Below are 13,705 nucleotides of genomic sequence, written 5' to 3'. Positions count from 1 at the left end.
GCTAAAGAACAGCATGTGTTTTATCGAGGAAGTGCCTAAATACGGTCGTTAAACTGCATCTTTTTTAGCCCAAATGCTTCAAATTTGTCTTTTTTGTAGCTTCAACGAGTTTTGTAGTACTTCAACGAAAATAATTGTTACGGCTATACTGCTACCCTATCTTTGACATGTATTAGAAACACAACCACTAACACATACTAAAGATGAAAACAACAACTCAAAATAAAACAACTCAAAATTCTTTCTCAAGAACGGGATTAGTTGTTGTATTTGTTTTGTTTTTATTATCAAGTGTTGGAATGGTAGGGCAAAATGTTCAATCTACTGTTGCAACTTCTACTACTACTTTTACAGTTGCTTCTTCAGATGAGATTGTTGCTACTGCTCAAACAACTACTACAACAAACACTACAATGAATTTTGTTTCTTGGTTTATGGGAACGAAACAAACTCCTTCTAACAATCAATCAGGTGAGTTTTCAACTAACAGCAAAAAACAAATGATTCAATCAGGAATTGCTCCAAACCGTTTGTTAATCAAAGCTTTCTTGAAAAAAGCTACTAACTACAACAGTACTATAGCATAATTTTATACTATTAGTTTTAATAAAAAAAGAAGCCGTCCAAATTGGACGGCTTTCTATTTATTAAATTCTATCTGAACTATTTCTTGTAAATTTTTTGTGTGTATACAACTCCATTTGCATAAATCTTAACGATATAATATCCTTTTCGCAAATCTGAAATATCAAGTGATTTAGACCTTAATCTACCTGTTAAATTATAGACTTCTACTGTAAAACTTCTTGTAGGCAAATTATAAACGGTAATAATGGAATTATTAACCAAAACAATTTGTACCGCTGGAGCTGTAGTTGTAGGTGTAGTTGTTGTTGGAGTAGTGGTAGTTGTTGGAGTTGTTGTGGTAGTAGTTGTTGTTGTTGGCTCTGTTGGAGTTACTGCCACAACTGATGAAACAGTATACGTTTGATTTAATTTATTGTATCCTTTTACAGAATCCCAAGTTCCTACATTGGCCAATTGAATTGAAAATAATGAACTTTTTACTTTTGGATCAGGTAGATTTAGAAATAATTCATAGGTTCCTACAGGTACATCAACATTTAAATTTTGTTTGATTTGAACTGGTGAACCACTGTGCCATAATCTAACATCTGTATTCAATTGAAAAGAATATTCAGAACCTGTTGAAGTATTTTTCATTACTAAGTAAGCTTTTCTATCATTGAACACATTACCAAAACCTATATTTTGTAAATTAATAGTTAGAGCTCCATTAGAAATCGTTGAGTTTAACATTTCAAATCGATACCCTAATCTTCTTTGAATTTCATCATAACAACCGCTAGTTTTCCATAAATCTAATGTTGCTCCATAGTATCCAATGTTTAGATAGTTATAATGAAATTTATTTAACATACTTACAGCATTCGTACAATTTTGATAAGTAGTGTTTAGTTGATTGGATTCTCCTCCGCAAAAAGTATATTTAGATTGACTTTCTAAATAAGGATATTCTTTTGTAGTATTGCTAAAGGTTCCAACATCGGAAGAACTCGATAAAAATGCATCATTGTGTAAAGCTACCCTTGAATTTACTGTTCCTTTGTAGGCCTCAGTAGATGAAATTGGAGTCGCTCCGCCAACAAGAGTCTGAAAAGTTGGTGTTCTAAAAGCTACCATTCTATCTGGTGCTAACTCTAATATTTTCAATCCAATCTCTTTTCTGTCAGCTATATTTTGAGACGTCAAAGAGCTAGTTCCATAATTTTTTGAATAATACCATTCTCCATACTGACCTATGAATCCCGCCTCGACACAAGATATAACATCTTGATTAGGAATAGTAATTGCTTTTAACTGGTCAATGTGAGAAAGCAATAACGCTTTTGGAGCTTCAATATCATCTGTTTCACTGTATCTGAATCTAAGTACACATTTAACCCCAGAAGCTCGTAAAGTGTTAAAATCCGTTTGGATATTATCTAAAAATGTTTGAGATATTGGTGTCGTTTTAAAAGCACCTAAATCATAAATTCTTAGCATCAGAGTTATTTTTTCATTTACTCTCATACTTGTTAATGAAGATTGAGATAGAAATGAAAATGTTCCAGTGCTTGACGGTGATTTTGAATATTTATACCAACCACGTTCTGGATTGGAAAAAATTTCAGAGCTAGAAGTATAGCTTTGAGTTTGTGATTGCGAGGCTACGCTGAAAAGTAGCATTAGTAATAATTTTTTCATAATAGCTAGGTTAAGAATTATACATTTTTTTGGTAGCTTGGGAGCTGATACATTCAAATTGCTTGGGGTCAATAAGAATGCATTACAAATTAATATTATAAAAGATATATGAATTTTAAAAAATCGATGAAAATATATTTTTAATCGATTAAATACGTTAAAATATTTTTTTTGTAAGTTTTTACATATAATATACAACTTGCAAAATGACATGAAAAATAGTTGTAAAAACAAAAAAACCTCGAATATAATTCGAGGTTTGAAAGAAAATTTTTATTGATATTAAGCTTTACCAGCAGCAATTAAATTTAGTGCTGAACCAGCTACAAACCATCCAATCTGACTATCGTTATAGGTATGATTTGCTAAAATTATATCCTTAGTTCCATCAGCATGAACAAATTCTAATGATAATGGTTTTCCTGGTGCAAATTCAGTCAAGTCTAAAAAGTTGATAGTATCGTCTTCTTGTATTTTATCATAATCCGCTTCGTTAGCAAAAGTTAATGCTAACATACCTTGCTTTTTCAAGTTAGTCTCGTGTATACGAGCGAACGATTTTACTAAAACCGCTTTCACACCCAAGAAACGTGGTTCCATTGCAGCGTGCTCACGAGAAGAACCTTCGCCGTAATTATGGTCTCCCACAACTATCGAAGGTATTCCAGCAGCTTTATAGGCTCTTTGAACAGCAGGTACAGCATCATAAGTACCTGTCAATTGATTTTTAACAGAATTTGTTTTTTTATTAAAAGCATTCTCGGCACCAATCAACATATTATTTGAAATATTATCCAAATGACCACGAAAACGCAACCAAGGACCTGCCATAGAAATGTGGTCAGTAGTACATTTACCAAAAGCCTTAATTAACAATTTAGCTCCAGTATAATTTTTTCCATCCCATGCTTCAAATGGAGCTAGCAACTGTAAACGATCTGATGTTTTAGAAACAGCTACCTCAACATTAGAACCATCTGCTGCTGGTGCTTGAAAACCAGCATCTTCTACATCAAAACCTCTACTTGGCAATTCATCACCAAATGGAGCATTCAATTTTACGGCTTCTCCTTTATCATTCAATAAAGTATCCGTTAATGGATTAAAATCCAAACGTCCTGAAATTGCCAAAGCAGCAACCATTTCTGGAGAAGTAACGAAAGCGTGTGTATTAGGGTTACCGTCGGCCCTTTTGGAAAAATTACGATTGAATGAATGTACAATGGTATTTTTTTCTCCTTTATCAGCTCCTTCTCTATCCCATTGTCCAATACAAGGACCACAAGCATTGGTAAACACTTTAGTTCCCATTTTTTCAAAATCAGCAATGATTCCGTCTCTTTCAATAGTATAGCGAATTTGCTCTGAACCTGGATTAATTCCAAACTCTGCTTTTGGTGTAATTCCATGTGCTACAGCTTGTCTTACAATTGAAGCCGCTCGAGACATATCTTCGTAAGAAGAGTTGGTACAAGAACCTATCAATCCCCACTCTACTTTTAAAGGCCAACCATTTGCAGCTGCCTCTTCTTTCATTTTAGAAACTGGCGTACCTCTATCTGGTGTAAACGGTCCATTAATATGTGGTTCTAATTCTGATAAATTGATTTCGATTAATTGGTCAAAATAGTTTGCTGGATTAGCATATACTTCAGCATCAGCTGTTAAATAAGAGGCTACTTTGTCTGCTGCATCAACTACATCCTGACGACCTGTTGCTGACAAATATCTTCTCATGGAATCATCATAACCAAAAGTAGAAGTAGTTGCTCCTATTTCAGCGCCCATGTTACAAATGGTTCCCTTACCAGTACATGACATCGCTTCTGCACCTTCTCCAAAATATTCAACTATAGCTCCTGTTCCTCCTTTTACAGTTAAGATATCAGCAACCTTCAAAATAACATCTTTCGGAGCCGTCCATCCGGATAGTTTACCCGTTAATTTTACTCCTATCAATTTTGGAAATTTTAATTCCCATGACATTCCAGACATTACATCCACAGCATCAGCTCCACCTACACCAATGGCTAGCATGCCTAAACCACCCGCATTTACAGTGTGTGAATCCGTTCCAATCATCATTCCTCCTGGGAAAGCATAATTTTCTAAAACGATTTGGTGAATAATTCCTGAACCTGGTTTCCAAAATCCAATTCCATATTTATTTGAAACAGACGAAAGGAAATCAAAAACTTCTTTGGATTGCGAGTTCGCTACTTGTAAATCTGTTTTAGCGCCAACTTTTGCTTGAATCAAGTGATCACAATGAACGGTTGTTGGAACCGCTACTTTACTTTTTCCAGCATGCATAAATTGCAACAATGCCATCTGTGCGGTAGCATCTTGACAAGCTACTCTATCTGGTGCAAAGTCAACATAATCAACACCTCTACCAAATGCTTTTGATGGCTGACCATCCCAAAGGTGACTGTATAAAATTTTCTCAGTTAAAGTAAGTGGACGTCCAACTATTTCGCGTGCTTTATCAACACGAGTCGCCATGTTGTCATACACTTTTTTAATCATTTCAATATCAAAAGCCATAATAATATAGGTGTTTTTTATTTTAGTAGCGCAAATTTATGAATTAAAGATGACAATTAAAAGAAATTTAATGATAGTCCTTATCCCAAATAGTATTATTCAAAAAATTGTATTTTTTAGACTAAATAATTAGTAAAAGTCTAAGATTAATCCTTAAAATTAAACTATCAACACCAGTAAAATCAATTTGTTAGAAAAAATATCTTTTTTAATGTTAGAGACAAAATAAAACCAAGAAAGAAGGTTATGAAAAGATAGAAAAAGAAAAAAAGAAAAATTCCAAAAGTACTCAAAGAACCTATTGGATAAAAATTGCACATCGCGTGTAGCACAATACTAAAATGCAATAGATAAATAGGATAAAATAAAGAGCTTATTGAAGTTACTTGCTTAAAAAAAGCACTTCCTATTTTCAATTCTGAGAAAAAAGGAATGAAAAAAGCGATAGACAATGAGACTACAGGTAGGTAAAAAACATTCCAAAAAAACGAATATGTATCTATAAGTATCCTAAAATAACCAATCCCAAAGAAAATAAAGAAAATACCAAGTACTCCCAGAATCAGTAAAAGCTTTTTGAACTTCAACCATAAAGAATTAAAAGTCCGATTTAAACCATAAAAAAGAGCTCCAATACAAACCGAATCAAGCCTATAAATCACCACGGATTTTAATCCTCTATCCCACTGATTGATAGTGGTCGTATCGACAGAAAAATGGTAGTTCCATTTTAAAAATAAGCCGACAAAAATTCCCAAAATACCAACTGCTAAAAAACTCTTCTTTGTGTCTTTTTTAAAAAGTTTATAATAAAAATATAGCGAAAAAGACAAAAATAGGCTAGCAAAAACAACTATGGGAATTATCCAAGACTCAGAAAAAAAAGCTGGCATTGGACTCTGAAAATTTTGAGCAAAAAACAAGTATTTCCAACTGTATTCAGTTGGATAATTAAATGCTCGAGCTAGTAAATAATTCAACACTAAAGCAAAAAAGTAAAATGGAATAATCTGTAAAAAACTACTTTTCAAAAACTGTAAAATCGATGAAAAATCAGCCTCTCTCTTTTCAGAAACATTCAGCAAAGTTCTACCAATCGTGAAGCCACTCAAAACTAAAAAAGTTTCAATACTTAAAAAATGAAGCATACTTACTATTTGAGAGAACATAGTATTCCCTTGTGGAAAAATCCAATAAAATTGGGTAAACACGATGGTAACAATAGCTGCAGCCATCATCAAATCAACACCTGTACCCCCTTTTGATAAAACCTTTGTATTCATCGTTTTATATTCTTTTATCTCTTAGTTTAGTCATTGGTCTCTCAAAGTACTGATACAAAAGATAACTTAGAAATAATGTTATGCTTATATACATCAAGGTAAACAGATGCAATTGTGTAAGACTAAATGCAGAAGTATCTATAAAATGTTTCATCAAATAAAGTACGATACTATAATGCAGTAAATATATCGAATAGGAGATTTCACTAATCAATTCTACTGGCTTTCTCCATAACTTTGGACCTAATTCCCATTCTGAAAAAAAAGGTAAAAAACAAACCAAAGCTACTGAATTTAAGGGCAAGCATACAACATTCCAAAAAAAGGGATACTCCCCAATTTTCAACTTTAGATAGCCCAAACAAAATAGTAATACAGCCAATAACACAAAACCAATTCCTAAAAATTTAAATCTAAATCTACACCAAAAATCGGGAAACCTACAATGTACATAACCAAACAAAACACCCATCAAAACAGTATCAATTCTGTAAACAACCACTGAACGAAGGGACAAATCCCACTGAGCCATAGTCGTATTAGGAGTATAGAAATAGTAATGAATTTTTAAAACGAAAAAAAAGAAAATCATCCCTAAAATCACTCCCAAAAAGAGCTTCTCTCTGGGAACTTTTCTAAAAAGTTGCGATGCCAATAACAACAAAAAAACGGTTATCAAATAGCCATACTCTTTTATAGGCATACTCCAAGATTCAGGAAAAAAAGGAAGCAATGGAGAAGCAAAATTCTGGAAAAAGAAGAAATACTTCCACGATTCTGTTATTGGATAACCAATGAAATAGCCAATACCTACATTAACCAAAATGATTAAATAATAATTAGGCAATATCCGAATCATCCTTCGATTCAAAAAATTCATCATGGTTTTAAAACCATAATCGTCTCTCAAAAACTGCTTGTAAATAATGCTCCCAATCAGGAAACCACTCAAAACAAAAAACAATTCCACTCCAAAAAAACCACACATATCAACAGCTTTAGCAAGCCAACTCGAACTCGGTGGATAAATCCAAGACGTATGAGAACACAAAACCAAAGCAATCGAAATGACCCTTAACAAATCTAAGCCAAAAATACGTTTAGTCGTTTTTCGTTCTGATTCAATCATTTAAAATTGTATTTTTGGTTTTAGTTATCTGCTATACATGACAAAATCAAAGATATATAAATTTTTAAGAGTTTTTATCCTCATTTGCATCATTGGAGCTGGAATTGGGTATTGGCAACTGCCGAATCGTCACAAAGCCATTATAAAAACCGTTTTCCTTCAAAAAACTGGAATCGTTGATAATGATTGGATTATCGATAATTCCAATTTGGAATACAAAATGATATCGCCAACCTTTTATATTGATGGTATTTATAAATCCATGGAAGGCCCAAAATCATCCAGCTATATTCAACTCTCTAAAGATTCTACTCTACTTTGGCTTACAGGTTTTCACGTAAAAGCATTGGATTCAAAAACTAAAAATAGGATTTCAAACGACTTCATTTGCCATACCAATATTGATTTTAATGACACTAAATATTTCTCCAATTTCCATTTGGAAAAACGAATCGGTATCTATTATCCTCGATTAACCTCACTTTCTCATGGCTTAGAAAATTTTTCATTCCCAAAAGGATATGGAATTCCCATGAAAGGAAACGATTTATTGTATGTAACTACCGAGTCGTTAAATCACAATATCACCAATGCGAACTTCTGTATCAAACACGAGGTTACTGTCGATTATTCAAAAAATAAGGCGAGTATCAAACCCTTACTAAACCGGACTGTTTTTATCATGTTGCCCTATGATAAATCTGACCCTTATAAAAGCCCTACCGACCCTGGAAAAGACTATTGTATCCCTGTCGAAACCAAAAATCACAGTTATGATTATGGTGATGGTAATGTATTATCTGGACATTGGGTAATTCCAACTGGAAAGAAAACGTACCGAAGCAGCATTGATGGTCAATTGCAAATTAAAGACAGTATGCGTTTGCATGCCGCAGCGACACATGTACATCCGTTTGCCACCTCGCTGACTTTATGGGATAAAACGACTCAAAAAGCTATTTTTACCAGTAAAATAACCAATCATAAAGACAAAATAGGGCTTTCAAATATAACTTCATTCAGCTCTGAATCTGGAATTTGGATGTATCAAAACCATGAATACGAATTGGTATTAGAAGTAAACAATACCACTAAGATAAATCAAGATATGATGGGAAGCATGTTTCTATTCTTCTATGATGCAGAATTAGATTCGATTTTGAAAACTACTAATATAAGGTAGCTATTATCTTTTCTATAGTTATTCCTTCGGCATCAGCTTTATAGTTCTTTACCACACGGTGTCTCAAAATTCCAACTGCAACCGTTTTGACATCTTCTATATCTGGAGAAAATTTACCATTGAAAGCAGCATGGGCTTTGGCAGCTAATATTAAATTTTGTGAAGCTCTTGGTCCTGCACCCCAATCGATATAATTTTTTATATAATCGTTAGACAAAGAATTGTCTGGGCGTGTTTTACTCACCAAGGTTACTGCATATTCTATAACATTATCAGCCACAGGAATACGTCGAATTAAGTGTTGAAAATTGATAATCTCTTCTGCAGTGAACAAGGAATTAATAGTAACTTTAGCATCCGAAGTAGTGCTTTTTACAACCTGAACTTCTTCAGAAAATGAAGGATAATCCAGTTTGATAGAAAACATAAAACGATCCAATTGTGCTTCAGGAAGCGGATAAGTACCCTCTTGCTCTATTGGGTTTTGTGTAGCCAAAACAAAATAAGGCAACGAGAGTTTATAATTGTGTCCCGCAATAGTAACCGCCCGTTCTTGCATGGCTTCTAATAAAGCCGCTTGGGTCTTTGGCGGTGTTCTGTTGATTTCGTCTGCCAGAATAATATTAGAAAAAATGGGTCCTTTTATAAATTTAAAATGACGATTTTCATCTAGAATTTCACTTCCTAAAATATCTGATGGCATCAAATCGGGGGTGAACTGAATTCGTTTGAAATCTAATCCCAATGCTTGAGATATAGTGTTGACTATCAACGTCTTTGCAAGACCAGGGACACCAACTAGCAAGGCATGGCCTCCAGAAAAAATACTTAATAAAATCTGGTCAACAACCTCATCTTGACCCACAATAATCTTAGCTATCTCTTTTTTTAATTCGGCTCTTTTTTCTACTAAACTCTGTATTGCTGCTACGTCAGACATATATTTTAGATTTATGATTTTAGATTTACGATTTTAGACAAAACGAAAAATCTGAAATCTCTATTTTTTTAACCAATTATTTGTAAACTCACAATCTCTGTATTCACCATTAATTTTGATGTAGGTATCTTTAATTTTTTCATCAAACCACTTAGCAATAGCATTGATTTGTTTTTCCTTCAAAGCCAATTCCTTAATTTTGATATAATCCTTTGCATAATCGGCGGTGTGTTCGTCAATTCTGTTAGTAACTGTAACTAGTTTGTATTTTTTCTTTCCGTTTTGATCGGTATCAATTACCGGAAGCGATACTTCACCTTCTTTTAAATTCGAAACCTGACTGTAGAGAGTTGGATCCATTTTTGTCAATTCAAAATGGGTATCTTGTGTTTTAGGATTTACTAATTGTCCGCCATTGGCTTTGGTTTCTTTTTCATCAGATTCCGTTCGTGCTGCCTCCGCAAAAGTAATTTCCTTATCGATAATCTTTTTTCTTATGATATTAATTTTTTCTTTGGCCTCCTTCATCGATTCATTCGAAATGGATGGAACTAATAGTATGTGTCGTAATTCAATTTCTTGACCCTTTATTTTTTCAACATAAATAATGTGGTATCCAAAATCGGTTTCGAAGGGTTCTGAAATTTCACCTTGAGCAAGACTAAAAGCAACATCTTTAAATTCCTTTACAAAAGGTGTTTTCCTATTCATTTTGTAATACCCTCCATTGGAACTAGAACCTGGATCTTGTGAATACAATACCGCTTTGGTAGAAAAACTGGAACCCTCTAGTACATCGGCTCTAATGGATTTTAGTCTGTCGATAACTTTTTGTTTTTCCGCCTCTGTAACTTTAGGTTTGATGACAATTTGCGCAACTTCCATTTCTGCCCCAAAAACGGGTAACTCATTCTGTGGAATTTTTTTAAAAAAGCTTCTCACCTCCTCTGGAGTTATCTCTACCTTGTCAATAATTTTCTTCATCATTTCAGAAGACAACTTATTGGTCTTGATTATTTCAAACAAGTCTGCTCTAAAGTCAGCTTCACTTGGTTTTTTGAAATACTTTACCACCTTATCCATCGAACCCAATTGCTCCACCATGTAGCCTAATTGCTCCTCTAGTTTAGATTTTATCTCATCATCAGTAACTTTTATACTATCCTGAATCGCTTGATGAGCATAGAGTTTGTCCTCCAACAGTTTGCCTAACATTTGACATCTTGAAATATCTTTAACAGAACCACCTTGGCTGGTAATTTCTAAAAAAGACTTGTCAATATCTGAATCTAAAATGAGATAATCCCCAACAGTGGCGATAATACCATCAATTTTTTGGCGTTGACTTATAGATTGAGGTTTTGCTGTTTTAACACTGTCCTTGATAATTTCTTGAGCAAACAAGGTGGAACTTAGTAAAGAAAAACAACAAATGGCGAATAGCAACTTTCTATTTATAAATCTCATATTTTTTATCTTTAATGGCATCATTTGTGATTTCACTTTCAAATTTTTTAATTAATTCTAACTTTCTCTTGTTTAAAATCACCTCTTTTAATGTGGGTTTCAAATAGTCAAATGGTCCTATCTGATTTTTATCCATTACATCCCTAATCTTAACTAGATACATATCTAATGAATCGGCATGTTGAATAGTTTTACCCGGTGAAATATATTGATCCCTATTGTCGGGGTTTATGAATGGCAATTTAGTATATATTTGGCTCATTTCTACCCAAACTGAATCATTGAATGCAAAACTTTTTAATTGTAGCGCATAGGTGCTCCAAAACTTCTTATCTGATTTTCTGTAATCAAAAAATTTACTCTTGATGGTTTCGTATTTTGGATTGTCTTTTTCAAGATGAATGTATCGCAATCGCACCAATGTGCCGTTGGTTCTAAAATTTTCTTTATTTTGGTCGTAGTACGATTTTAATTCCGAATCCGTAACGACGGTATCTACAGTTCTTTTTACAATTTCTTCAATATATGCCTTGGTGTACAAATCAATTTTATATTGTTTTATCAATTCATCAAATGCCAATTTGGTATCCTTACTCAAATTAACCTCAGCTGCATTTATCAATAATTTTTGGGAAGCCCATCTATTGATATAATTGCGAACAATAACAATACTATCTTCTTTTGAGGTGCCTACGGGAACTAAATCTTTAATTTCGTCTCTGTACAAATAACTGCTCTCTACTCTAGCAATAGCCTGAGGTTTACCCTCTGGTTTAAAATAAGTACAGGAAGAAAATAAGAATAATCCTAGAAGTATGACATACCCTCTATACATTATTTTTGAAGCTGTTTTTTAATTTTTTCAAAAACATCTTGATGTACAGAAACTGAAAATTCCTTTTTCAAGTCATCCACCCAATTCTGTTCTAAATATTGTTGATAGTCGTTAATCAATTTTCCTTTACATTCCTCAAGTGTCTTCTCGGCCACCGGTAGTACTTTATTTACCTGAGCGACAAAATAGTATTCTTTTTCGTTTAAAATATCCGAAACACCCGTTACAAACTTCAAATTCTTTGGCAAAGCTTCGCTACCTTCCTCAAAAACACCTGTATTGGTCATAATTTGGACCTTATCATTGGTATTTAATTTTTCTTTTATTTGCTCTGGAGTATTTTTTTGTTTGAATAATTTCTGTGCTTTCTTTATAACTTCACTATTTGTAGATGATGCAATAGTAGCATCCAATCTATTTTTCCACATATAATCTGTTTTTCTGGAATTATAAAAAGATTGCAAACCTAGAGTATCAGTTTTTGATTTCTCCCAAATTTCTTTTTCCATTAAATCAAAAAGCAATAATCCATCACGATATTCCTCAATGATATTTGCAAAATCAGGAAACTCAGATTCCAAATGATCACTATAATAAGTATTCAATTTTTCGTCAACAAATTTCTCATATAGATTATCAACTAATTTGTTAATGGGTTTCAACTTATAACCCTTGGTTTGTTGGTCTTCTATATAATTCAATAAATCTGTTCCAGAAACATTTTTTTCTTGAATGGTAAATAATTTTCCATCATAGGGTTTAGTGTCTGTGGGCAGTTCCCATTTAGAATCATAAAACGCATCTGTAACTGCCTTAACCGTTGTTTTATAGACCTTATTATCTCTTTTAATCTGGTATTTATTTCTCAATTTTTCGTTGAGAGAATTAGTAATCAAACGGGAACGATCGTCTCTTCCTACCTTATTTTCAAATTCTGCTTTTACTTCTTCAAAAGGTTTTAGAGGATGTTTTTCTATCAACTTAACGATATGCCAACCAAATTTACTTTGAAAAGGTGCTGAAATAGGATTTTCTTTTGTCAATGAAAAAGCGGCATTTTCAAACTCTTCTGAGCTAAGTTGACCAGAACCAAAACGATTCAGCAAGCCTCCCTTCGAAGACGATGAAGTATCTTCTGAAAATTGCTTCGCTAAATCTTCAAAACTTTCACCTTGAAGAATTTTTTTATGTATGTCTTTAATTTTACTTTCTTTTGCTGCAATTTCCTCTGGTTTATCGGTGTCGCCATTTAATAGCATAATATGCTCCACAGTAACTTCTCCTCTGTTGTCTCTTACATCTTCTACCTTAACAATATGATAGCCAAAACGAGTGCGGAATGGATTGGATATTTTGCCTTTTGGAGTAGTAAAAGCTGCCGACTCAAATGGATAAACCATTCTAAAAACAGAGAAATAACCTAACTCTCCTTTATTTTCTTTTGCTGATGGGTCTTGAGAATATTCTGCAGCCAAAGTTCCAAAATCTTGACCACTAATGGCTTTCTGACGAATCTCGGAAATCTTTTTATATGCAATTAAAGTATCAGCTGGAGACGCATTTTCATCTACCGTAATCAAAATGTGAGCAGCTTTGACTTCTTTCAAAGAACGGTCATAGGCTTCTTGAACTAATTCTGTGGTGACCTTAGAATCGGTAAGATAATTTTTTGATAATTGTGCTCTGTAGGAACTGAGCTCGTTTTTATAGGATTCTCCGTTTTGTAATCCTAGTTTATTTGCCTTATTGATTTTTAACTTATAGCCAATGAACAACTGTAAATATTGGGTCAAGTCTTTCTGTGATTCGTCTTTAACTAAATCTAAATTCTTGTTATAAACCCTTATAAATTCATCTGTGTAATAGGGTTTATCATCAATTGTAAATAAAACTTCCTTCTTACTATCTTGTGCATAACCAATTACATGTAAAGAAAGTAGTACTCCAAAAAACAATTGTTTCATTTTCATTATTTTAAATTTTCTATTTAGTAAAAATTAGTATTGAATCAGGAACTCCATATTCCGAGCAAAATCTAGTGAACAAAAATAAC

The 13,705-nt window shown here is 33.3% G+C and carries 10 protein-coding genes; 2 read left to right on the top strand and 8 right to left on the bottom strand.

Annotation, left to right across the window (positions count from 1 at the left end):
* The first annotated feature begins 203 nt into the window (after positions 1–203).
* Positions 204–587, top strand: a complete 384-nt coding sequence (locus AC23L6_RS03135; RefSeq protein ID WP_487560842.1) for a hypothetical protein — start codon at positions 204–206, stop codon at positions 585–587.
* Positions 588–663: 76 nt separating this feature from the next.
* Here the strand turns inward: AC23L6_RS03135 and AC23L6_RS03130 are convergent, their stop codons facing one another.
* From AC23L6_RS03130 to AC23L6_RS03115, 4 genes are all read right to left on the bottom strand, one after another.
* On the bottom strand, positions 664–2,268 hold the full coding sequence (locus tag AC23L6_RS03130) for a DUF4832 domain-containing protein (RefSeq protein WP_487560841.1): 1,605 nt from the start codon (positions 2,266–2,268) through the stop codon (positions 664–666).
* 282 nt (positions 2,269–2,550) lie between these two features.
* Positions 2,551–4,815 carry an aconitate hydratase gene (locus AC23L6_RS03125; protein WP_487560840.1) on the bottom strand — a complete coding sequence of 755 codons (2,265 nt, stop codon included), beginning with the start codon at positions 4,813–4,815 and terminating at the stop codon, positions 2,551–2,553.
* Positions 4,816–4,997: 182 nt separating this feature from the next.
* A complete protein-coding gene (locus AC23L6_RS03120; RefSeq protein WP_487560839.1) occupies positions 4,998–6,098 on the bottom strand; it encodes an acyltransferase family protein in 1,101 nt (366 codons plus the stop codon).
* Between the two features lie 4 nt (positions 6,099–6,102).
* On the bottom strand, positions 6,103–7,227 hold the full coding sequence (locus AC23L6_RS03115; protein WP_487560838.1) for an acyltransferase family protein: 1,125 nt from the start codon (positions 7,225–7,227) through the stop codon (positions 6,103–6,105).
* A gap of 37 nt (positions 7,228–7,264) precedes the next feature.
* Between AC23L6_RS03115 and AC23L6_RS03110 the strand changes: the two genes are divergently transcribed.
* On the top strand, positions 7,265–8,410 hold the full coding sequence (locus AC23L6_RS03110) for a hypothetical protein (protein WP_487560837.1): 1,146 nt from the start codon (positions 7,265–7,267) through the stop codon (positions 8,408–8,410).
* On the opposite strand, the gene AC23L6_RS03105 is transcribed toward AC23L6_RS03110, so the two are convergent.
* Genes AC23L6_RS03105 through AC23L6_RS03090 form a run of 4 tightly spaced genes read right to left on the bottom strand, consistent with a single transcriptional unit; the run spans position 8,397 to position 13,616 of the window.
* Positions 8,397–9,350: an AAA family ATPase gene (locus tag AC23L6_RS03105; protein ID WP_487560836.1), complete on the bottom strand. Its 954-nt coding sequence runs from the start codon at positions 9,348–9,350 to the stop codon at positions 8,397–8,399. The genes AC23L6_RS03110 and AC23L6_RS03105 overlap by 14 nt on opposite strands.
* 60 nt (positions 9,351–9,410) lie before the next feature.
* Positions 9,411–10,838, bottom strand: coding sequence for a peptidylprolyl isomerase (locus AC23L6_RS03100; RefSeq protein WP_487560891.1), 1,428 nt, complete (start codon positions 10,836–10,838; stop codon positions 9,411–9,413).
* Positions 10,801–11,652, bottom strand: a complete 852-nt coding sequence (locus tag AC23L6_RS03095) for a hypothetical protein (RefSeq protein ID WP_487560835.1) — start codon at positions 11,650–11,652, stop codon at positions 10,801–10,803. The genes AC23L6_RS03100 and AC23L6_RS03095 overlap by 38 nt, the downstream gene beginning before the upstream one ends.
* Positions 11,652–13,616, bottom strand: a complete 1,965-nt coding sequence (locus tag AC23L6_RS03090; RefSeq protein WP_487560834.1) for a peptidylprolyl isomerase — start codon at positions 13,614–13,616, stop codon at positions 11,652–11,654. Before AC23L6_RS03090 ends, AC23L6_RS03095 begins: the two co-directional genes overlap by 1 nt.
* Positions 13,617–13,705: the final 89 nt, after the last annotated feature.

It is taken from the genome of Flavobacterium sp. R1_16 (genome assembly GCF_057652095.1).
Note: the sequence above shows the minus strand (reverse complement) of the source record. Positions and strands in the feature narration are given on the sequence as shown.